Below are 20,567 nucleotides of genomic sequence, written 5' to 3' on the forward strand. Positions count from 1 at the left end.
CACGCCCCCAGATGCGAACCGGTCACCGCCACGGGCGATGGACGATCTTCTCCGTGGAGCGACCGGGATAGACGACGATCAGGTGCTCCTCGACGGGCGCATCGGGGTCGTCCTCGTCCCACTCGAACGAGCGGGCGTAGACGCGCATCCGGTAGCGGCCGGGGCCGTCGACAGCCAGGTTGGGCAGCGGCCGGATCGCTCCGCTGTCGCCGCCCTCGGGGTAGGGCGGGACGACCAGGCGGCCGGTGCGGCTGGCGATGCCCACCTCGACCACCCGGTCCCAGCCGTTGAGCCGCAGCGGCGGGGCGGCGCCGAAGGCCTTGACCGTCAGACACATCGGCGCGTTCTCGCCGCCGGTCGTGATGGCGGCGCTGCTGCCGACGGCGTCGATGAACCCCTCGTCGATGGCCTTGAAGATGTCGCCGCTCGCGCCTTCGGTGTGGTCGCGGTCGTCGAAGACGGCGTAGCCGCCCCCTTCGAAGAGCAGGTACGCGGCGGTGCCCTGCCGCCCGGCCCGCACTCTCGGCCAGGGATCGGTGCACCGGGCGTTCGCCTCGGCCTTCCACGCGGCCCACTCCCGCTGCTGCTCGCGTTCCCGGCGGGCCTGTTCGCGCGCCTCCTCGGCCCGCTGCCGGGTGATGACGTCGGGGCACAGGAACTCCAGGGCATCACTGAGTTCGGCCGCGTCCGCCGACCCTCCGGCCCGCCGCAGCAGCGCCTGGCGCTCCTCGGCGCCGGGCGCCGCGCACAGTTTTCTGCCGTGGACCAGGATGCGCTGGTCCGGCAGGTCCTCGGGGAACATCGGCGTCCCGGTGGGGGTGCCGCCCCGGGCCAGGCACAGGAACGCCTGCTGCCGGTCCCGCGGCCGGGTGTCGGCGTAGGAGCCGATCCGCTCGAAGCAGTCCTCGTCGGCGCCGGTGAAGCTCAGCTGGGCGCCTTCCTCGGCGCCGACCGCGATGAGCGGCAGCACGAGCGCGACGGCGACGAACCGCAGCCGCCCGCGGCCGGTGGCGGGCGACGCGGTGGTTTCCGCAGCGGGCGTGCCTCCGGGTCCGGCGAGTTCGTGCGCGGTGCGCGCCAGCCACACCGTGCTCAACATGCCGAGCGTGCCGATCACGATCCCCAGGCCGTTGAGCAGCAACGACTCACTCTGGAGGGCGAGAGTGCGCAGGGGGGAGGCCAGCAGGACGACGAGGGCGATCCTGCCGACCTCGATCGTGGCGTTGCTCCACCGCCCGTCGCGGCGCTGCCCGATGAGGATCATCACCGTCCAGCCGCAGCTCGCCAGCCCCAGGAAGCTGATCATCGAGAGGTCGGGATCGCCGAGGAGAAGCAGCGGCGCCGGGGCCAGCACGCCGGTCAGGCCGAGCACGAGAGCGACGACCCGGAACCGGGCCGAGACCCCACCGACGACCCGCGTCAGCAGGACCACCGTGACGGCCCACAGCAGCAGGCTCCCGACGTCCTCCACGGCGTCGGACAGCTCTTCGACGAGCTCCCAGACCACCAGGTCGCCGGCGACGCCCGCATACAGCAGGCGCCGCAGCCAGACCACGCCGGGCGTCAACCCCTCGGTGCGCGGCAGCGCAGGACCGCGCAGCACCTGCCACAGCATCCACGCGTTGAGCCCGCAGATCCCGATGAGCAGAGGCCCGAGCCAGCCTTCCTGCCCGTGGTGCGCGTAGAGGAGGACCCAGGTTGTGGTCATCGTGGCCGACGAAAGCGCCGACGGGTCGCCGGACACGACGGCGAGCACCGCGGCGACGGCCACGGCGGACAGGTAGAGCGCGACGACGACGGCGGCGGCGCGCCCGAAGCGGTATCGGCCGGCGGCGGCCCAGATTCGTGTAACGATGTAGATGATCTTAGAGGTATGTCCGGATGTGTTCTGTCGTGCCATGTCGTATGCGACGCCTCGGGCCATCGGTATGCGTGTTGATACCTGATGGCTGCCCCCCGGGAGGCGGGCTTGTGTCTGCCGCGGGCAGAGCACGGCCAGCAGTCCGGCACTTCGGTCAGACAGACCGGCGCCCGGGCGGGTGATGTCCTCTTTTCATCCTGAGCCGCAGGCCTGAGCTCGATTTCGGCGGCACTATGCCTGATGCCGAGCGGCTAGTTCGGCCAACTGGTCGAACGTCTGGACGAGGGTCGCGCGCCGCTGCGTGCGGTACTCCGGACGCGGCTCCAGGTTGCCTATCGTTTTGTCCCAGACGGTCATGTACGCCCTCTTCCATTGCGCGATCATGTCCGCTTCGGGCAGTTGGGCGCCGACGTAGCGCTGCTGGGCGATGACGTACAGCAGTTCGAGGTTGCACGGCACTGCGACGCCCCAGTACTCGTCGGGCTCGATATGGAGCGGATCGCCCGACATCGCCTCGGCGACCTCGGTGATCAGTCGATCGGTGATGATCGAAAGATGGTCCGCCGCCGTGTCGTCGTTGAAATTGCCCGGGCCCCATGTCCCCATTCGATCTCTCCGGACACACGTCACCGCTGAGGCAGGCACCGGGCCGGGGCCGCCTTGAGCCGTCGGCTCAGGCTCTGGCCGACGAGCTCCCGGAGGAGGTGGGGGCGCCGAGGCCCGAGTCGGGTGTGCCGTCGAGGGAGACGCCCCGCGCACTGAGCAGAATCACGAAGGCGCAGCTTCCGGTGAGGGCGATGTCGGCCAGGTTGCCGACGAACAGCCCGCCGTAGTCGATGAAGTCGACGACGTGGCCCCGGGCGAAGCCGGGCGGGCGGAACAGGCGGTCCAGCAGGTGAGAGGCGGCGCCGCCCAGCAGCCCGCCCAACGCCACGGTCCACGCCGCCGAGCGCAGCCGCCGCCCGACATACGCGATGCCGGCCGCGGCCGCGGCCGCCACTAGGGTGAACACCCACGTCGCCCCCTCCCCGATCGAGAAGGCGGCACCCGGGTTGAACAACAGCCGCAGCCGAATCACCCCCGGAACCACCGAGACGGGTTCACCTTCGGCCAGCGCCGAGATCGCCCACACCTTGGAGGCCTGGTCGGCGAGAAGGACCATGACGGCCAGCACGAGCATCCACCCGTACCGCCGCGTTCCTCGTCTCCCTGCGTGCGCGCTTCGTTCGTCCGACATGCTTACCTCGCAATCGTGGGATCGAGCACGGCAAATCTAGCGAACCGGCCTGTCGACGAATACGGCGATGACGGCTCGCCCCTCACCTCCGTGTACCGGCGCAAGAGTCAACGACGGCCGGGGCCGGCACCCATCCGGCCGGCTCGGCGGCGGTTTGACTGCAGGGCGGCCGTATCCCCGGCGGGCTGCGCGCGGACCGGTGCCGCTTCACTGAACACAGATCGTGGCTTTACGTCGTAGATTCGCCGGGCGAGCGGCATGAACCGTAGCCCGGCCGGCCCTTACCCGCGGCTGTCCATGGGGCTGAGCGACCCGAAGCGGTCGCGATACAAGACGGCGACGGTCAAGGCGCCGGGCAGGCTCCCGAGGCCGGAGTGCTACACCCCGCCGAGCAGCTCCCACCAGGGGTCGAGCTGCGGCACGTCGCCGACGTCGATCCGGTCGCCCGGCCGGGGGATCGCGAGCCGCACGTCACGGGCCTTGGCCTCGTGCCACAGCCGGTCGACGGGCTCGGCCCAGGGGTGCAGGGCCAGGCTGAACGTCGCCCAGTGCACCGGCAGGAGCAGCTCGCCGCCCAGGTCGAGGTGGGCGGCGACCGCCTGCTCGGGGTCCATGTGGATGTCGGGCCAGCTGGGACTGTAGGCGCCGATCGGCATGAGCGTCAGGTCGAAGGGGCCGTGCGCGGCGCCGATGCGGGCGTAGCCGTCGAAGTAGCCGGAGTCGCCGGCGTAGAACACCCGCCGCCGCGCGCCCGCGACCGCCCAGGAGCCCCACAGGGTGTCGTTGCGGCGCAGGGTGCGCCCGGAGAAGTGGCGGGCCGCGGTGGCGGTGAACCGCAGCCCCGCGACGATCGCCTCCTCCTCCCAGTCGAGCTCGATGATGCGGGAGGGGGGCACGCCCCAGCGCTCCAGGTGGGCGCCGATGCCCAGCGGGACCAGGAACGGCGCGGTCTGCGTCGCGGCGAGCACGCGCACCGTCGCCCGGTCGAGGTGGTCGTAGTGGTCGTGGGAGATCGCGATCGCGTCGAGCGCCGGGAGGTCCGCCAGCGGGACCGGCAGCGGGTGCAGCCGCCGCGGGCCGGCCATCGGGACGGGGGAGGCGCGCTCGCTCCACACCGGGTCGAACAGCACCCGCCGTCCCTCGATCTCGACCAGCGTGGTCGCGTGGCCGTACCAGACGACGCTCAGGCCGGTCTCGGACGGCGGCGTGGCCGGGGAGGCCACCAGCGGGACGGGACCCGCCGGACGGCGCCCCTCCCGGTCGAGGAGCATCCGGGCCAGCAGCCTCGGCGCGCTGCTCGGCGGGACGAGATCGGCCGGGACGGAGTTGCGGAAGGCCCCGTCACGGAACCGCGGCGACCGGAGCACGCGCGCCAGCCGCTCGCCGGCGATCCTGCCGCCCAGCTCCGCCGGGACGTCCCGCAACGCCCATCCGGCGGCGGCCAGCGCCAGTCCGCCCGCGACCAGACGTCCGGCCGTTCCTCTTCCCGCCATGCGGCACACTCCCCTCACGCGTCGATCCAGACGGTTCAACCGGTCGCCGGCCTCCGGTGTTCCCGGGACGCGGGCCGCCGCGGGGGGGGGGCGACGGCGGCCGGGGGACGGGCCCCGGCCGCCGCGCGGTCACGCCAGATGCCGCTCCACGGTGGCGACCTTGGCGTCCATCCGGCCGCCCCCGCCCTCGCGGATGTCGGCCTTCAGCACCAGGCTGACCCGTCCGCACCGGGCCTCGACCGCCGCCACCGCGGCCCTGACCACGGACATCACCTCGTCCCAGTCCTCCCCCTCCACTGTGGTGAACATCGCATCGGTCCGGTTCGGCAGGCCGGAGGCCCGCACCACCCGGACGGCCTCGGCGACGATCTCACCGACGTCCTCCCCGGCCCCGATCGGCGTCACGCTGAACGCCACGAGCACTGACATCTCCGTCTCCTCCCCACCCGGGAGCCCGTCCCGGGTCTTCCGTTCCCGGGTCTTCCGTTCCCGGGTCTTCCGTTCCCGGGTCTTCCGTTCCCGGCGCGACGCCCCGCTGCGGCCCGCCGCGCCGCCGTGACCCCGCGCGACCCGCTACAGCCCGCCGCGACCCGCTGCAGCCCGCCGCGACCGGCCGCGGCCCGCCGCGACCGGCCGCGGCCCGCCGTGATCCACTGTGGCCCGCTGCGACCCACTGTGGCCCGCTGCGACCCGCCCGCTTCTCCGGGCGGCCGGATCCGTGCGCGCCCCGGATCACGCTCCGGTGACCGGGACCGCCGCCGCCGGGTCCCCCCTGCGGACGGTACCGGGGCGGGACACCCTCATGATCACTCCGAACGCGTTCGCGTGCCGCTCGATGAGCCGTTTCTGCAGTCCCGGCCAGCGCTCGCGCCCGTCCGGGTCCCAGCTCGGCACCGCGCACCGGATGCACGGCCCCGCCTCGGGCCCCTCCACCGCGAGCTCCACGTCCCCCACGGTGACCACGGTTCCGGCCGTCCACCCCTCCTCGGCGAAGGCGGGGGCGTCCAGCGCGAGGTGGAGGTTCGGCCGGAACCTGCGCAGGTCCACCGGCGCTCCCAGCTCCTCCTCCAGCGCGGCCCGGGAGGCCTCGGTCGTCACCAGCACGGTGGGCCCCCGGTCCTGCTGGCCGTCGGCGGCCCGCAGGCGCAGCGGCGTCCCCAGCGACTCCGCCAGCGCCCCGGCCAGGCCGGGATCGTCCCACTTCCACTCGGACCCGTCCGGCGCCGTCAGCGTCGGCACGCCGTCGGCGGCCCCGTCGTCCCCCGGGTAACCGCTGCGCCAGTGGAGCATCTCGGCGCGCTGCCGCACGGTCAGCAGCCTGCCGACGTGGTGCTCGCGCCCGTCGACCAGCGCGTAGGCGCGGTCCCCGGCCATGCCCCGCGCGTCGAACCGCGCCTGCCCGACCTCCTCGCCCCGCAGTGACTTCACCGGCCAGCGCAGCACCCGCTGAACGCTCCCGCGATATGTCGTCATGTCCCCTAAAGTAGCGATTCCCGATGTCTCCGAGGACGCCTTCCGGCGCTGCCGTCCCGGGCGGGTCGGTAGAGTCGCGGGGTCATGAGAGAACACACGATCACCGCGCTGTGGGAGGAGATCCCCGACGACGCCGACGACCTCGCGCTGGTCAGCGGCGGTTTCCGGGTCTATCTCTGCCTCTGCGGAAAGCAGCTGGGCGACCGGGCGGCGGCCGAGCTGCACGCGATGGAGACCGACCAGTGCACCACCTGCCTGGGCTCCGGGACCGAGCAGATCGTGCCCGACTACGCCCAGCCCTGCACCTCCTGCGCCGGGAGCGGACGGCGCAGGGCGCAGCTGCAGTGGCAGCTCGCCTGCGCCGAGGCCGAGGCGGTGATCACCGTCGACGTGGTCCGCGCGCTGATCGCCCTGCTGCCCGGGCCGTTCCGGCTCTCCCAGGTCGCCGACGCCGTCCGGGACGCCCTGGGCCTGCCGGTGGGCCGGCTGCCGGTCGGCCCCCGGGTGCGCGACGTCCTGCGGGGCCTGGAGGCGGCGGGCGAGCTCGTCCTGGTCTCGGCCCCGGACGAACTGCTGCGCGGCACCACCGTGGTGCTCTACCGGGACCCCTCCTGGGAGCACGCCCGGGACTGAACCGCTCCGCGCGGGCGCGCCGTACGGACGCCGGGCCGACCGGGTCCCCGCCCGGGACGGGCGGGGCGGGAGCCGGCGCTCAGCGCTCCTGCAGCACCTCGGAGACCGGCCGCCGGACGCCCGGCGTGTCGTCGAAGGTGAAGCCCAACCGCATGATCATCTGCGGGTACTCCCCCGAGCAGAGCTCCTGGCGCAGGAACTCCCGCAGGTGGAACATCTCCAGCGCTTGGGTGTGGAACGCCGCGCTGACCCCGTAGGCGAAGGCGTGCAGCAGGACGCGCTGCAGCGCCTGCCCCGCGGTGATCCAGGCCTCCCGGGAGTCGCCGGGGGTGGTCAGCACCGCCACCACCCCGGCGGAGGTCGCGGCGAACTGGTCGGCGGCGTGGCCCCAGGGGTGGCCGCGGGCGTAGTCCCGCTGGGCGAAGAGGGGGTCGGTCCGGCCGGTCGCCCGGGGATAGGCCTGCGCCGGGACGCCGTCCCTGCGGGAGCTGCCGGGCGGGCGGGCCCAGCGGACCACCTCCAGGCCGGAGACCCGGTCCTGGGCCTGCACGTCCTGCGCGGCGCAGGTCAGCGCGGCGAGCACCCGGACCGAGGCCTCCGAGCGGACCGGGGCCAGGCGCGCGCCCTCGGCGGACGCCTGGGCGACGAGCGCCTCGATCAGGCGCTCCGGCACCGGCAGGTCGGTGAAGCCCGCCCGGTGGGTGCGGCGGCGCTCGATCTGGGCGTGCAGCAGCCGGGTGTGCTCGTCGGACGGCGCCTGCCCGCCGATCCGGACCGTCGCCAGCAGGCTGGGGCGGTCCGGGTCGGGCAGCACGCGCACCTGCGGCTCGTAGCCGAGCTTGAGCAGGGTCAGCCGCACGTTCAGCAGGGCGGCGCCGCAGCTGATCAGGAGTTCGCGGCCGGCCGGGTCGCCGACCCGCAGGCCGCGGTCGGGGTCGGCGTCCAGCCGGATCTCCCCGTCCTCGATCGTGAAGGCCCACGGCTGGGTGTTGTGCACCGACGGCGCGTGCACGGCGGCCTCCACCGCCGTGCGGAGCGCGAAAGCGGTCTCCTCGGGCGTCTTGCTCCCCACCGGGTGAACGTTCATCTCCGCACCTCGCATCCCGCTCCCGGCCGGCGTCCTCTCGTCGGCCTGCCTGTGCCTTCAGCATCCCCGGGCGGATCAGGCGGGATAAGCGCCGAAGGTCCCCCCGGGGGAGGACCTTGGCAACCGGCCGGGGGCTACGCCCTGCCCTGGGTCAGGCGCTTGCGGAACACCCAGTACGTCCAGCCCTGGTAGGCCAGGACCACGGGGGTGAAGATGCCCGCGACCCAGGTCATCACCGTGAGGGTGTAGGGCGTGGAGGCGGCGTTGGTGACGGTCAGGCTGTTGGCCGGGTCGAGCGCGGGCATCACGTTCGGCCACAGGTTCCCGAAGAGGGTGACGGTCACCGCGAGGATCGCCACCGCGTTCGCGGTGAACGCCCAGCCGTCCCGGCCGCGCAGGGTCGCCAGGAGCGCACCGGCGATGCCGAGCGCGGCCGACGCGGCGGTGGCCCAGGTGGCCGGCTTGCCGACCGTGACCTGGGTGATCACCAGGAAGGCGCCGCCGGCGACCAGCGCGGCCACGCCGGCCTTCTTGGCCCAGCCCACCGCGCGGGCGCGCAGCTCGCCGGTGGTGCGCAGCGCCAGGAAGAGCGCTCCGTGCAGGGTGAACAGCGTCAGCGTGGCCAGGCCGCCCAGCAGCGCGTAGGGGTTGAGCAGGGTCAGCAGCGAGCCGGTGTACTCGTGGTCGGCGTCCAGCGGCACGCCGCGGACGATGTTGGCGAAGGCCACGCCCCACAGCAGGGCCGGCAGCAGCGAGCCGAAGAACAGGCAGCGGTCCCAGCCGCGGGTGCTGTCGCTCTTGTTGCGGTACTCGATGGCCACCCCGCGCAGGATGAGCGCGACGAGGATGAGGAAGAGCGGCAGGTAGAAGCCGCTGAACAGGGTGGCGTACCACTCGGGGAAGGCGGCGAAGGTGGCGCCGCCGGCGACCAGCAGCCAGACCTCGTTGCCGTCCCAGACGGGGCCGATGGTGGCCAGGACGGTCCTGCGGTCGGTCTCGTCCCGGCTGACGAACGGCAGCAGGATGCCGACGCCGAAGTCGAAGCCCTCCAGGACGAAGTAGCCGATCCACAGGATGGCGATGAGCAGGAACCAGACGGTGGTGAGTTCCATGGGGGGATCCTCAGTAGGAGAGCGCGGGGGCGGCGCCGGTCCCGGTCTCGGACTCGCCGGAGGGATCGGTCACCCCTTCCACGGGACCGATCTTGATGAACTTGAGCAGCAGCCGGATCTCGATCACCGCGAGCACCCCGTAGAGCAGGGTGAAGCCGACCAGCGTGGTGGCGACCTCGGCGACGTCCACCCCGGGGGAGACCGCCGAGGCGGTGCTCATGATCCCGTAGACGGTCCACGGCTGGCGGCCCATCTCGGTGAAGATCCAGCCCATCGAGTTGGCCAGGAACGGCAGGCCGATGCCCAGGACGGCCAGCCGGTAGAACCAGGGGCTGCGCGGCAGCCGGCCCCGGCGGGTGAGCCAGAGCCCGGTCAGGGCGAGCAGCCCGGCCAGCACGCCGAAGCCGATCATCAGACGGAAGGTCCAGTAGGCCAGGCCGACGCTCGGCCGGTAGTCGCCGGGGCCGTACAGGGCCTGGTAGCGGGCCTGGATGTCGTTGATGCCCTCGACCTCGCCGTCCAGGGTGTTGGTGGCCAGCAGGCTGAGGCCGTACGGGATCTGCAGGTTGACGTGGTTGCGGCCGTTCTCCACGTCGCCGACGGCGAACAGCGAGAATCCGGCGGAGCTCTCGTCCTCCCACAGCGCCTCGGCGGCGGCCATCTTCATCGGCTGCTGCTCGGTCATGATCTGCGCCTGCCAGTGGCCGCTGAAGGCGACCCCGGCCGAGGCGACCAGGGCGACGGCCATCGCCAGGCGCGCCGAGGTGCGGAACAGTTCGACGTCCTGCTTCTTGAGCAGCTTCCAGGCGCTGACGCCGGCGACGAACGCGCCGGCGGTGACGAACGCGCCGAAGATGACGTGCGGGAAGGTGGCCAGGGTGGTGACGTTCGTGAGCACCGCCCAGATGTCGGTGAGCTCCGCGCGGCCGGTCTCCGGGTTGAGCCGGTAGCCGACCGGGTGCTGCATCCAGGAGTTGGCCGCCAGGATGAAGTAGGCCGACAGGTTGGTGCCGATCGCGGCCAGCCAGATCGTCATCAGGTGGAGCCGGGGCGGGAGCCGGTCCCAGCCGAAGATCCACAGTCCGAGGAAGGTGGACTCCAGGAAGAAGGCCATCAGCCCTTCCATGGCCAGCGGGGCACCGAACACGTCGCCGACGAAGCGGGAGTAGTCACTCCAGTTCATGCCGAACTGGAACTCCTGCACGATGCCGGTGACCACCCCCATCGCGAAGTTGATCAGGAAGAGCTTGCCCCAGAACTTCGTCAGCCGCAGGTAGGCCGGCTTCTTCGTCCGGTGCCAGGCGGTCTGCAGGCCCGCGACGATGATCGACAACCCGATCGTCAGCGGCACGAAGAGGAAGTGGTAGACCGTGGTGATCCCGAATTGCCAGCGGGAGAGGTCCAAGACGTCCATGGGGACTCCGTCTCACGAGTGATTTCCCGGCAATCGTCCCGACGCGGCGGAGTCACTCCGTAGGGTCTGCCGTCCCCCTCCGCAGGGACCTTGGTCCCGCCCCCACCATCCCGACCAGCGTGGTCCCGGTGACGGCCGCCACCGTGGCGGCCATCGCCACCGCGCCGAGCATCCCGATGAGCACCACGAGCGGCGGCGACTGCCCCGGCTGCCAGAGCGGGGTGGTCACGAGGCCGAAGGCCGCCAGGCCCATGCACCAGCCCCCGGTGCTCGCCACGATCCACCGCCACGCCCCGGCGACGCGGCCGCGCAGCACGCGCCACTGGAACAGCCCCATCGACACCAGCAGGGCCGGGCCCATGACGGCCAGCAGCGGCCAGGGGACGGCCGTCAGCCCCTCGCCGAGCAGCACGGGGACCGAGCCGATCGTCCAGGCGACCGTGGCCCCGGCCGCGGTCGCCCGCACCCACGTGCGCGTCGGCACCGAGGGCAGCGCGCCGCGCAGCGCGTACGCCTGGCCGAGGCCGAGCAGGGCGCCCTCCCCCGCGCCCGCCAGGACCAGCAGGAAGACCTGGGCCAGCGGCCCGAGCCGCGCGGAGCCGACCACCAGGGCCGCGACCACGGCGGGCAGGGCGAAACCGGCGATCTCCCCGGCCAGGGTGGCCAGGAACCAGCGCCGCCACAGGCCGCGCGCGCCCCCCGCGCCCGGCCCGCCGGGAACCGGCCGCTCCAGGCGGATCCGGATCGCCACCCCGTCGCGGGCCCAGGCGGGCGGGGCCGCCCCCGCGGGCCGGCCGGGGGCCGACGCCATCTCCAGCAGGGTCTCGGCCACCCGGTGGACGTCCGCGGACACGCTCGCGACGCCCTCCCACTCGCGTCCGCGCAGGCGCACGCGGACCGGGGCGCCGCCGGGCCCGGACAGGTTGCGCCACCACATCCGGTCGCGGTGGCTGACCAGCAGCAGCTCGCCGTCCCTGGCCACGTAGTTCGCGGGCACCGTGATCCGCCTGCCGGTCCTGCGGCCCTCCACCGTCACCAGGGCGACCGAGGCGCTCAGCAGGTCGTGCAGGGGGGAGCGGAGCAGACGGCGGACGAACGGGTTCACCAGGCGGTTCTGGACCGCGCGCAGCGGGCTCCGCGTCCCGGGGCCCGCTGCGGGGCCCGGCCGGGCCTGCGGGCCGTCCACGACTCCGGGCGGCGCGTATGCGGGCGGCGCGTGCGAACCGTCCCCGGTCCGCGGCCGGTGCATCACCATGTCGTCCTCCTACCGTCTCCCCCATTCGACCGTCTGCCGGTGTCCGGCACAGGGGCCGAAAGACCCTGCCGGGCGGGACCTCCGGCCCGCAGGGGCCCGGGTCCCTGCCTTACGATGGCGATCGATCATGACGGGCCTCCGGCGGCCGGGCACGGGTTAGAGTCACCCGGGCGGGGGGAGGTCCGGAGTGATCCGGTTTCGAGCACGCCGGTCCCCGGGCGCTCCGGCATCCGGGACCGCCGCTGCCCTCTTCATCGGGAGAATCCATGACCGAACGCATCACGGCCCCCGGCGATCTCGGCCGCCGGGTCGCGGCCAGGCGTGAGGCCCTCGGCCTCAGCAGGGAACGGCTGGCCGAGCGGGCCGGGATCGACCCCGGTTACCTCGCCTATCTGGAGGAGGCCGCCGCCTCCCCCGCCAGTGAGACCGTGCAGCGGCTGGCCGCCGCCCTGCAGACCGGCCCGGAGGAACTGCTGGGGGGCACGGTCGACCTGCCGCCCGGACGCGGCCCGGCCGGCGCCGAGCCGTCGCTGGACGAGCTCGACCCCAACGAGTGCCTGCACCTGATCTTCCCCGGCGGTGTGGGCCGGGTCGCCTTCGACGACGGCGGCGGGCCGACGATCCTGCCGGTCAACTACGTGCTGCACGACAACGCGGTGGTCTTCCGCACCGCGGCCGAGGGCCCGTTCAGCCGGCACCTGCGCACCGGCGTCCCCGGGGTCGAGTTCAAGGTCGCCTTCGAGGTCGACCGGATCGACGACCCCAACCGGGAGGGCTGGAGCGTGCTCATCCGGGGCGGCGCGCACCTGGTCTCCTCCCCCGACGAGCAGGCGGCCGTGGCGGCGGCGGGCGTGCAGTCCTGGGCGGGCGGCACGCGCGACCTCTACATCAAGATCGTTCCCAGTGAGGTCTCCGGCCGCCGGATCCGGCACCGCTCGTGACCGTCCGGCGCGGGATCCGGCGATCGTGCGGGCACCCGCGTGCCGATGACGCCCCGATCCGTGTTTTGATGGTCTCCCGCAGGACAGGGGTGACCGGAAGGCTCGGTTGCCGGCGGTCGAGGTGAGGAGAGCTGACGACATGGATGTGATTCGCGTGGTCCTCGTGGACGACCACGAGGTGGTACGGCGCGGCGTCGCGGCCCTCCTCGACTCCGAGGACGACATCCAGGTGGTCGGCGAGGCCGGGACCGCCGAGTCGGCCGTCACCCGCATCACCGCGCTCCAGCCGGACGTGGCGGTGCTGGACGTGCGCCTGCCCGACGGGAGCGGCGTCGACGTGTGCCGCGAGGTCCGCTCCCGCCTGCCCGGACTCGCCTGCCTGATGCTGACCTCGTTCGCCGACGACGACGCGTTGTTCGATTCGGTGATGGCGGGCGCCTCGGGATACGTCCTCAAGCAGATCCACGGCTCCGACCTGGTCGGCGCCGTGCGCACCGTGGCCTCGGGCCAGTCGCTGCTCGACCCGCAGACGACCGCGTCGATGCTGGCGCGCCTGCGCGACCAGGAGAGCCGCAAGGACCCGCTGTCGGCCCTGTCGGCGCAGGAGCGGCAGATCCTCGACCTGATCGGCGAGGGGCTGACCAACCGGCAGATCGGCGAGCGGATGTTCCTGGCGGAGAAGACCGTCAAGAACTACGTCTCCAACCTGCTCGGCAAGCTCGACATGCAGCGCCGCACCCAGGCCGCGGCTTTGGTCACCCGGCTCAAGGCCGAACGCGGCGAGCGGGGAGACCTTCGTCCCTGGTGATCCCGGCAGGTCGGCGGTGATGCTGGAGGCATGAAAGTCGACTCCGCCGGGCTGCGGGTGCTCACCCGTGCCGAGTGCATCCAGTTGCTCGCCTCCACTCCCCTGGGGCGCATCGTCTTCACCGACCGGGCGCTGCCTGCGATCCAGCCGGTCAACTACGTGCTGGACGGAGACGACCTGGTGATCCGCACCGGCTCCGGCTCCAAGCTGGCCTCCGCGGTGCGCGACACCATCGTGGCGCTGGAGGCCGACGCGTTCGACCCGGACGGCCGCACCGGATGGTCGGTGACCGTCGTCGGGCAGGCGCGGGCCGTCCGGGAGGCCCACGAGGTCAGCCGGCTGGCACACCTCCCGCTGGCCCCGTGGACCTCCCGGAGCCCCGGTTCCCCGGAGGCCCAGGACCACTACATCGTCCTGCCGATCGAGCAGGTCTCCGGCCGCCGGGTCGACACGCACCCCTGACGCCGCATCCCGCCCCCCGCCGGAGGCGCGGTCCTCTGCGGGCGGACCGCCCCGCCCGGAGGGGACCGGGCGGCGGACCGGCCGGGATCACCCCCGGTCCAGGGGGGCCTGCCAGCGCAGGCGGCTGCCCCCTCCTTCGGCGCGCTCGGCGGTGAAGGAGCCGCCCAGGCGCTCGGCGCGCTCGGCCAGGTTGCGCAGTCCGCTGCGCCGCCCGCCCTCGGGGATGCCGACGCCGTTGTCGCCCACCTCCAGCAGCAGCGTGCCGTCGCGCACCTCCACCAGCACCTGCGCCCTGCTCGCCCGGGCGTGGCGGGCGACGTTCGACAGCGCCTCACGCAGCACCGCCCGCAGCTGCTCCCCCACCTCCTCGGGCACCGTGTTGTCCAGCGGCCCCTCCATCCGGATGCCGGGCATGAAGCCGAGCTGCTCGCGGGCGGCCTCCACCAGCTCCGTCACCCGGCCGCGCAGCGTGCGGGCCGGACCGTGCTGCGGCGGCGACTGCAGCGCGAAGATGGTGGAGCGGATCTCCTTGATGGTCTGGTCCAGCTCGTCCACGGCGTGCTGCAGCCGCGCCGACGCGGCGGGGTTCTCGACCATGCGGACCGTGCTCATCAGCGTCATGGCCACCGCGAACAGCCGCTGGATGACGACGTCGTGCAGGTCCTTGGCGATGCGGTCGCGGTCCTCCAGCAGGCCCAGCCGCTCGGCGTCGCGGCGCGCGTCGGCCAGCTCCAGCGCGACCGCCGCCTGCCCGCCCAGGGACTCGGCCATCCGCAGGTCCGCCTCGTTGAACGGCAGCGCCCCGCTCCGCTTGGCCAGGACGAGCACGCCGCGGGACGCGTCCACCCCGCCCAGCGGCACCGCGATGGCCGGGCCCAGCGGCACCCCCTCCAGATGCGGCGGATACCCGGCGAACTCCTGCAGGTCCGGCGTGCTCTGCGGCCGGCCGCTGCGCAGCGCCGCCCCGGCCAGCGACCGGTCCGTCCGCATGTCCCGCGCGCGCAGCAGCTCCTCGCCGAGCCCTTCGACGATCTCGATCCGCACCATGTCCTCGTGCGGGAAGCTCACCATCGCCGTATCGGCCCCGGTCAGCTCCCGGGCGCGCCGGGCCATGATGGTGAGCACCTCCCCCGGGTCGTCGCCGGACAGCAGGCTGGTGGTCACCTCCGACGAGACCCGCAGCCAGTCCTCCCTGCGCCGGGTCTCCTCGTACAGCCGGGCGTTCTCGATCGCCACGCCCGCGGCGGCGGCCAGCGCGTTGACGACCGCCTCGTCCTCCTCCTCGAACGCCCCGCCCCCGGCCTTCTCGGTCAGGTAGAGGTTGCCGAACACCTCGTCGCGCACCCGGATGGGCACGCCCAGGAAGCTGCGCATCGGCGGATGGCCCGCGGGGAAACCGTAGGACTCGGGGTGCTCGGCCAGGTCGGCGATCCGCAGCGTCTGCGGATCCTTGATCAGCAGGCCGAGCAGCCCCTTGCCGTGCGGCCAGTGCTCGATCTGCGCGATCTCCTCCTCGGTGACCCCCACCGGGATGAAGCGCTCGAGGGTGCCGCCCTCGCCGATCACGCCGAGCGCCGCGTACCGGGCGTCGACCAGCTTGGCCGCGGCCTCGGTGATCCGCCGCAGCACGGTCTCCAGGTCCAGGTCGCTGCCGACCGAGACCACCGCCTCCAGCAGCGCGTGCACCCGGTCGCGGGTGGCGAGCACCGTGTCCAGCCGGTCCTGCAGCTCCGACAGCAGATCGTCCAGCCGCATCTGCGGAATCAGAGGTCTCTCGCCCACGCCCATCCCTCCACCACGCCCCGGCTCACCCCCCAAGCTTCCCATCCGGCGCCGGAGGGTCAAAAAAGAGCACCCGCCCCGACGGGGCGGATGCTCTGTCACGGACCCCCTCCTGGTCCGCCGGGTCTCACAGCGTGCTGGTCAGCGGCCAGGTCGCGTTGGGCGTGATGACGGTGCCCGCGGTCCCCTCCAGGATCCGCACGGCGTCGTCCAGCCGGCCGATGGCCGCCATGTCGCCGGTCGTCTCGACGAACCGGCAGGCCGCCTCGACCTTCGGCCCCATCGAGCCGGCCGGGAAGTCCTCGGCGCGCAGCTCGTGCGGGGTGGTGTGGCCGATCTCCTCCTGCTGCGGGGTGCCGAAGCCCCGCATGACCCGGGGCACGTCGGTGAGGATCAGGAAGGCGTCGCACTCCAGCGCCTCGGCGAGCATGGAGCCGGTCAGGTCCTTGTCGATGACCGCCTCGATGCCCTGCAGGCGGCCCTTGTCGTTGCGGATGACCGGGATGCCGCCGCCGCCCGCGCAGACCACCACGACGCCGTCGCGGACCAGCCCGCGGATCAGCCGGGTCTCCACCACCCGCTGCGGGCGCGGCGAGGGCACGACCCTGCGCCAGTGGGGGCCGTCGGGCTTGACCGTCCAGCCGTTCTCCGCGGCCAGCCGCTCGGCCTCGGCCCGGTCGTAGACCTGGCCGACGAACTTGGTCGGGTCGTCGAAGGCCGGGTCCACCGCGGAGACCAGCGTCTGGTTGACCATCGACATGACCTGGCGGCCCGGCAGCGCGTTCTGCAGCGCCTGGAGCATCCAGTAGCCGATCATGCCCTGGGTCTGGGCGCCCAGCGTGTCGAACGGGTACGGCCGGCTCAGGTTGGAGTCGCCGGCGCTCTGCAGCGCCAGCATGCCCACCTGCGGGCCGTTGCCGTGCGTGATGATCAGTTCGTGGCGGGCCGCGACCTCGGCCAGCGTCTTGACGGCGACGGCCACGTTGGCGATCTGGACGTCGGCGTCGGGGCTCTCCCCGCGCCTCATCAGTGCGTTGCCCCCCAGGGCGACGAGAACGCGCATCGCTCAGCTCCCCAGGGTGGCGACCATGACGGCCTTGATCGTGTGCAGCCGGTTCTCGGCCTGGTCGAAGACGATGGACCGCGGCGACTCGAAGACCTCCTCGGTCACCTCCAGCGCCTCCAGGCCGGTCTTGGCGTACAGGTCCTCGCCGACCTGGGTCTCCCGGTTGTGGAAGGCCGGCAGGCAGTGCAGGAACTTCACCGCCGGGTTGCCGGTCGCCTTCACCAGCTCGGCGTTGACCTGGTACGGCAGCAGCAGCCCGATGCGCTCGTCCCACACCTCCTTCGGCTCTCCCATCGAGACCCACACGTCGGTGTAGAGGAAGTCGACGCCCCGCACGCCCCCGGCGACGTCGGCGGTGAGGGTGAGCCGGGCGCCGGTCTGCTCGGCGAGCTCGCGCGCCGGGCGCACCACCGTCTCCTCGTCCGGCCACAGCGCCTCGGGCGCGACGATCCGCACGTCCATGCCGAGCATCGCGCCGGTGACCAGCAGCGAGCTGCCGACGTTGTTGCGGGCGTCGCCGAGGTAGGCGTAGGAGATCTCCCCCAGCGGCTTGTCGCTGTGCTCGCGCATGGTGAGCACGTCGGCGAGCATCTGCGTGGGGTGCCACTCGTCGGTGAGGCCGTTCCAGACCGGGACCCCGGAGTAGGCGGCCAGCTCCTCCACGTGCGCCTGCCTGCGGCCGCGGAACTCGATGCCGTCGTACATCCGGCCGAGCACCCGTGCGGTGTCCTTGACCGACTCCTTGTGGCCCATCTGCGAGCCGCTCGGGTCGAGGTAGGTGACGTGCGCGCCCTGGTCGTGGGCGGCGACCTCGAACGCGCAGCGGGTGCGGGTGGAGGTCTTCTCGAAGATCAGCGCGATGTTCTTGCCCGTCAGCCGAGGCTGCTCGGTGCCGGCGTACTTGGCGGCCTTGAGGTCGGCCGCCAGATCGATCAGGTAGCGGATCTCCTGCGGAGTGAAGTCGAGTTCCTTCAGGAAACTGCGGTGACGCAGGTTGAACGCCATTGTTCTTCCCCTGTGGTCGTGTTGCGGATTCGGTGAGCGGCGGACGGTCAGATGCCGTCGCGCTCGATCGGGCAGCTCATGCAGCGCGGTCCGCCGCGTCCCCGGCCCAGTTCGCTGCCGCGGATGGTGATGACCTCGATGCCGTTGGCGCGCAGGTAGTTGTTGGTGGTGGTGTTGCGCTCGTAGGCCACGACCACGCCCGGCTCGATGGCCAGCACGTTGCAGCCGTCGTCCCACTGCTCGCGCTCGGCGGCGTGCACGTCCTGGGTGGCGGTCAGCACCCGGATGTCGTCCAGGTCCAGCGCCCGTGCGATCGTCCGGTGCATGTCCTCCGGAGCGTGATCGGTGATCTTGAGTTCCTTCTCGTTGTCCCCCGGTTCGATCGTGTAGGACGGCAGCATGCCGAGTCCGGCGTACTTGGTGAACGTCCCCTCGTCGACCTGCGTCATAACCGTGTCCAGGTGCATGAACGCGCGCGCCTTCGGCATGTTCAGCGCCACGATCCGGTTGGCCGAGCCCTCGGCGAACAGCCGGTGCGCGAGCATCTCCACGGCCTGGGGCTGGGTGCGCTCGCTCATCCCCACCAGGACCGCGCCGCGGCCGATGACCAGCACGTCGCCGCCCTCGACGGTGGCCGGGGCCGCGGCCATGCCGGGCATCCACACGTGGTAGCCGTTCTCCACACCGGGCCGGTCGTAGCCGCCGGCGAACATCGGGTGGTAGCGGTAGAGCGCCTCGTAGTTGACGGTCTCGCGCCGGCGGGCCTTCTTGCGCATCGCGTTGATCGAGACGCCGTCGTAGATCCAGCACGAGGTGTCGCGGGTGAACAGGTGGTTGGGCAGCGGCGGCAGGACGAAGCCGTCGGTGTCCAGCGTGCGGAACGCCACCGAGTTGCCCGGCGCGCAGCCGTACTCCATGATCTCCCGCTTGGTGATGCCGCCGGTGAGGAAGCGCGCCAGCGTGGCGGAGTCCATCGCGTCGAGCGTGTTGCGGATGGCGTCGGTGGCCAGCGGCCCGAACACGCGCTCGTCGATGATGCCGTCGAGGATGTGCTTGCGGCCTTCGAGGATCGAGACCGTGTCGCGGAGCAGGTCGGTCAGGAGGTGGACGGTGATGCCGCGGTCCCGCAGGACCTGCTGCCACTCCAGGTGCTCCTCCACCGCGCGCTGCACCCACAGCACGTCGTCGAAGAGGAACTCGTCCTTGTTGGAGGGGGTCAGCCGCTTCAGCGAGAGCTCGGGCTTGTGCAGAACCACCTGTCGCAGGCGGCCCACCTCGGAGTCGACGTGGAAGGTCATCGCAGTTCTCCTGTCATTCTCGTGGTCTCCCTGGGGCCGTACTCGCCGCGCGAGGCCTTGACCCAGATGTAGACGGGGATGCCCGCCAGCAGCATGAGGGTGCCCTGGAAGACGGCGTCGTTGCCGGCACCGAAGATCATCCAGAAGCTGAACAGCAGGGCCACGATCGCCATGGTCATGTTCCAGGCCAGGCCCTTGCGCGCCGCCGCCTGCCGCTCCCCGGTGGCCAGCCAGAACAACTGGGCGGCGGCGGAGAACAGGTAGGGCACGACCGTGGTGAAGGCGGCCAGCAGCAGGATGGTGTTGAAGGCGTTCTCCGCGGCGAAGGCCAGGACGAACGTGATCGAGGTCAGCGCCGTGCCGACGATGATGCCGACCCACGGCACGTTGCCGTTCCGCATCCGGGTGAACATCTTCGGGAACAGGCCGTCACGGGCGGCGGCCATCGGCATCTCGGCGACCAGCAGGGTCCATCCGTTCAGCGCGCCGATGCCGGAGATGATCGCGAAGGCGGCCATCACCACGCCCCAGGCGCTGCCGCCGAACATCGCGTTGATCGCGTCGGCGAAGGGCGCCGTGGATTCCACCAGCTTCTCGTGGGGGACGGTGCCGAAGACCGCGACGGTGCCGAGCATGTAGAGCACCGCGCAGGCCAGGGTGCCGTAGATGCTGGCGCGGCCGATGTTGCGCTCGGGGTCCTTGACCTTCTCCGCGACGATGCTGACGCTCTCCACTCCGGAGTAGGCGAACAGCACCAGCGCGGCCGACACCGAGATCGCCCCGATCCACGAGCCGTCCGTGGCGTTGAAGGGACCGAAGTTGTCCGCCTGGATGAAGAACAGGCCGACGATCGCGACGAAGATCAGCGGGGCGAACTTCAAGATGGTGGTGACCAGCTGGAAGAGGCCCATCTTGGTGACGCCGGCGAGGTTGATGAGCGCCGGGATCCACAGGCCCGTCAGTCCGATGACCACCTGGGCGGGGACGCTGCTCCAGTCCAGTCCGAACGCGGCGTCGGCGAAGTAGACGACGTAGCCGACCCAGGCGAAAGCGATACCGGCGTTGCCCGCCCAGGCGGTGATCCAGAAGGACCAGGCGTTGAGGAACCCGGGGAACTCCCCGAAGCCCTCACGGGCGTAGGCGTACGGCCCGCCGGAGGCCGGGATGCGCCGGCCGAGCCGTCCGAAGACGACGGCGAGCGCGAGCGCGCCGAGGGTGACGATCCCGAACGCCAGGATGCTCACGGTCCCGAACGCCGCCAGCGAGGCCGGGAGCAGGAAGATCCCGGTGCCGACGATGTTCCCGACGACCAGCGCCGTCGCCTGGGACAGCCCCAGGCGGGCGCCGCCTTCTGCGGGCGCGGACGGCGTGCCCTCCCGGGCCGGCTGTTCTGTGGCGAGTGGGCCCTGCGGGCGCCCGCCTGCTTCCTCTTTCATCTGTGCTTTCCCTAGGTGGTGACCTGGCCGCATGCCGGTCGGCAGCGGTCTCCCCACGGCATGGGCCGCCGGAGCGGCCCGGGTCTGCTTGCGCACCGAGAGAGGCGACCGGACGGGGTCCGGGCCTCCTGCGGGAGGGGTCGTCCTTATTTGACCGTTTGTGGCGGGCCGTTCACCCAGCCGAACGGCCCTGACCCTCAGGAC

Annotated in this window: 19 protein-coding genes; 4 read left to right on the forward strand and 15 right to left on the reverse strand. The window is 72.4% G+C overall.

Going from position 1 to position 20,567, the window contains the following annotated elements:
• Positions 1-22: 22 nt before the first annotated feature.
• The 6 genes from HS045_RS20805 to HS045_RS20830 all read right to left on the reverse strand — a co-directional run bounded on the left by HS045_RS20805 (position 23) and on the right by HS045_RS20830 (position 6,064).
• Complete coding sequence (locus HS045_RS20805; RefSeq protein ID WP_196453128.1) at positions 23-1,900, reverse strand: hypothetical protein; 1,878 nt, start codon at positions 1,898-1,900, stop codon at positions 23-25.
• Positions 1,901-2,092: 192 nt separating this feature from the next.
• Entirely contained in the window at positions 2,093-2,467 is a 375-nt protein-coding gene (locus tag HS045_RS20810) for a DUF4259 domain-containing protein (RefSeq protein ID WP_196453129.1), read from the reverse strand.
• Positions 2,468-2,534: 67 nt separating this feature from the next.
• A complete protein-coding gene (locus HS045_RS20815) occupies positions 2,535-3,098 on the reverse strand; it encodes a signal peptidase II (RefSeq protein WP_196453130.1) in 564 nt (187 codons plus the stop codon).
• 377 nt (positions 3,099-3,475) lie between these two features.
• Positions 3,476-4,591 carry an MBL fold metallo-hydrolase gene (locus HS045_RS20820; RefSeq protein WP_196453131.1) on the reverse strand — a complete coding sequence of 372 codons (1,116 nt, stop codon included), beginning with the start codon at positions 4,589-4,591 and terminating at the stop codon, positions 3,476-3,478.
• 129 nt (positions 4,592-4,720) lie between these two features.
• The gene (locus HS045_RS20825) at positions 4,721-5,014 is read right to left on the reverse strand and encodes an MTH1187 family thiamine-binding protein (RefSeq protein ID WP_196453746.1); all 294 of its coding nucleotides are present in this window, start codon (positions 5,012-5,014) and stop codon (positions 4,721-4,723) included.
• Positions 5,015-5,323: 309 nt separating this feature from the next.
• Positions 5,324-6,064 carry an MOSC domain-containing protein gene (locus tag HS045_RS20830; protein ID WP_196453132.1) on the reverse strand — a complete coding sequence of 247 codons (741 nt, stop codon included), beginning with the start codon at positions 6,062-6,064 and terminating at the stop codon, positions 5,324-5,326.
• Positions 6,065-6,148: 84 nt separating this feature from the next.
• Between HS045_RS20830 and HS045_RS20835 the strand changes: the two genes are divergently transcribed.
• On the forward strand, positions 6,149-6,697 hold the full coding sequence (locus HS045_RS20835) for a hypothetical protein (RefSeq protein ID WP_196453133.1): 549 nt from the start codon (positions 6,149-6,151) through the stop codon (positions 6,695-6,697).
• A 79-nt stretch (positions 6,698-6,776) separates the two neighbouring features.
• Here HS045_RS20835 and HS045_RS20840 read toward each other — a convergent pair whose 3' ends face one another.
• The 4 genes from HS045_RS20840 to HS045_RS20855 form a co-directional block, all read right to left on the reverse strand.
• Positions 6,777-7,784 (reverse strand): nitroreductase family protein, encoded by a 1,008-nt coding sequence (locus HS045_RS20840; protein ID WP_230884513.1) that lies wholly within the window; start codon positions 7,782-7,784, stop codon positions 6,777-6,779.
• A gap of 134 nt (positions 7,785-7,918) precedes the next feature.
• Entirely contained in the window at positions 7,919-8,896 is a 978-nt protein-coding gene (gene cydB / locus HS045_RS20845; protein ID WP_196453134.1) for a cytochrome d ubiquinol oxidase subunit II, read from the reverse strand.
• Between the two features lie 10 nt (positions 8,897-8,906).
• Positions 8,907-10,310, reverse strand: a complete 1,404-nt coding sequence (locus tag HS045_RS20850) for a cytochrome ubiquinol oxidase subunit I (protein WP_196453135.1) — start codon at positions 10,308-10,310, stop codon at positions 8,907-8,909.
• 52 nt (positions 10,311-10,362) lie between these two features.
• Positions 10,363-11,565 carry a hypothetical protein gene (locus HS045_RS20855; RefSeq protein ID WP_196453136.1) on the reverse strand — a complete coding sequence of 401 codons (1,203 nt, stop codon included), beginning with the start codon at positions 11,563-11,565 and terminating at the stop codon, positions 10,363-10,365.
• 266 nt (positions 11,566-11,831) lie between these two features.
• On the opposite strand from HS045_RS20855, the gene HS045_RS20860 reads away from it, so the two are divergent.
• From HS045_RS20860 to HS045_RS20870, 3 genes are all read left to right on the forward strand, one after another.
• Positions 11,832-12,506 (forward strand): pyridoxamine 5'-phosphate oxidase family protein, encoded by a 675-nt coding sequence (locus tag HS045_RS20860; protein WP_196453137.1) that lies wholly within the window; start codon positions 11,832-11,834, stop codon positions 12,504-12,506.
• A gap of 139 nt (positions 12,507-12,645) precedes the next feature.
• Positions 12,646-13,314: a response regulator transcription factor gene (locus HS045_RS20865; RefSeq protein ID WP_230884514.1), complete on the forward strand. Its 669-nt coding sequence runs from the start codon at positions 12,646-12,648 to the stop codon at positions 13,312-13,314.
• A gap of 30 nt (positions 13,315-13,344) precedes the next feature.
• Entirely contained in the window at positions 13,345-13,776 is a 432-nt protein-coding gene (locus tag HS045_RS20870; protein WP_196453138.1) for a pyridoxamine 5'-phosphate oxidase family protein, read from the forward strand.
• 87 nt (positions 13,777-13,863) lie between these two features.
• Here the strand turns inward: HS045_RS20870 and HS045_RS20875 are convergent, their stop codons facing one another.
• The 5 genes from HS045_RS20875 to HS045_RS20895 form a co-directional block, all read right to left on the reverse strand.
• Positions 13,864-15,564: a GAF domain-containing protein gene (locus HS045_RS20875; RefSeq protein ID WP_196453139.1), complete on the reverse strand. Its 1,701-nt coding sequence runs from the start codon at positions 15,562-15,564 to the stop codon at positions 13,864-13,866.
• Between the two features lie 121 nt (positions 15,565-15,685).
• Positions 15,686-16,621, reverse strand: a complete 936-nt coding sequence (gene arcC / locus HS045_RS20880) for a carbamate kinase (RefSeq protein WP_196453140.1) — start codon at positions 16,619-16,621, stop codon at positions 15,686-15,688.
• Between the two features lie 3 nt (positions 16,622-16,624).
• On the reverse strand, positions 16,625-17,629 hold the full coding sequence (gene argF / locus HS045_RS20885; protein WP_196453141.1) for an ornithine carbamoyltransferase: 1,005 nt from the start codon (positions 17,627-17,629) through the stop codon (positions 16,625-16,627).
• Between the two features lie 47 nt (positions 17,630-17,676).
• Complete coding sequence (locus tag HS045_RS20890; protein WP_196453142.1) at positions 17,677-18,927, reverse strand: arginine deiminase; 1,251 nt, start codon at positions 18,925-18,927, stop codon at positions 17,677-17,679.
• Positions 18,924-20,363 (reverse strand): amino acid permease, encoded by a 1,440-nt coding sequence (locus tag HS045_RS20895; RefSeq protein WP_196453143.1) that lies wholly within the window; start codon positions 20,361-20,363, stop codon positions 18,924-18,926. The genes HS045_RS20890 and HS045_RS20895 overlap by 4 nt, the downstream gene beginning before the upstream one ends.
• Positions 20,364-20,567 lie beyond the last annotated feature (204 nt).

The sequence above is a fragment of the Planomonospora sp. ID82291 genome (assembly GCF_015711645.1).
Classification (GTDB): Bacteria; Actinomycetota; Actinomycetes; order Streptosporangiales; family Streptosporangiaceae; genus Planomonospora.

Coding starts and splice junctions, on each gene's coding strand:
- HS045_RS20815 (WP_196453130.1), bottom strand. CDS start 3,098: ATGTCGGACGAACGAAGCGCGCACGCAGGGAGACGAGGAACGCGGCGG.
- HS045_RS20850 (WP_196453135.1), bottom strand. CDS start 10,310: ATGGACGTCTTGGACCTCTCCCGCTGGCAATTCGGGATCACCACGGTC.
- HS045_RS20855 (WP_196453136.1), bottom strand. CDS start 11,565: ATGGTGATGCACCGGCCGCGGACCGGGGACGGTTCGCACGCGCCGCCC.
- HS045_RS20890 (WP_196453142.1), bottom strand. CDS start 18,927: ATGACCTTCCACGTCGACTCCGAGGTGGGCCGCCTGCGACAGGTGGTT.
- HS045_RS20835 (WP_196453133.1), top strand. CDS start 6,149: ATGAGAGAACACACGATCACCGCGCTGTGGGAGGAGATCCCCGACGAC.
- HS045_RS20805 (WP_196453128.1), bottom strand. CDS start 1,900: ATGGCACGACAGAACACATCCGGACATACCTCTAAGATCATCTACATC.
- HS045_RS20875 (WP_196453139.1), bottom strand. CDS start 15,564: ATGGGCGTGGGCGAGAGACCTCTGATTCCGCAGATGCGGCTGGACGAT.
- cydB (WP_196453134.1), bottom strand. CDS start 8,896: ATGGAACTCACCACCGTCTGGTTCCTGCTCATCGCCATCCTGTGGATC.
- arcC (WP_196453140.1), bottom strand. CDS start 16,621: ATGCGCGTTCTCGTCGCCCTGGGGGGCAACGCACTGATGAGGCGCGGG.
- argF (WP_196453141.1), bottom strand. CDS start 17,629: ATGGCGTTCAACCTGCGTCACCGCAGTTTCCTGAAGGAACTCGACTTC.
- HS045_RS20810 (WP_196453129.1), bottom strand. CDS start 2,467: ATGGGGACATGGGGCCCGGGCAATTTCAACGACGACACGGCGGCGGAC.
- HS045_RS20870 (WP_196453138.1), top strand. CDS start 13,345: ATGAAAGTCGACTCCGCCGGGCTGCGGGTGCTCACCCGTGCCGAGTGC.
- HS045_RS20830 (WP_196453132.1), bottom strand. CDS start 6,064: ATGACGACATATCGCGGGAGCGTTCAGCGGGTGCTGCGCTGGCCGGTG.
- HS045_RS20840 (WP_230884513.1), bottom strand. CDS start 7,784: ATGAACGTTCACCCGGTGGGGAGCAAGACGCCCGAGGAGACCGCTTTC.
- HS045_RS20860 (WP_196453137.1), top strand. CDS start 11,832: ATGACCGAACGCATCACGGCCCCCGGCGATCTCGGCCGCCGGGTCGCG.
- HS045_RS20865 (WP_230884514.1), top strand. CDS start 12,646: ATGGATGTGATTCGCGTGGTCCTCGTGGACGACCACGAGGTGGTACGG.
- HS045_RS20820 (WP_196453131.1), bottom strand. CDS start 4,591: ATGGCGGGAAGAGGAACGGCCGGACGTCTGGTCGCGGGCGGACTGGCG.
- HS045_RS20895 (WP_196453143.1), bottom strand. CDS start 20,363: ATGAAAGAGGAAGCAGGCGGGCGCCCGCAGGGCCCACTCGCCACAGAA.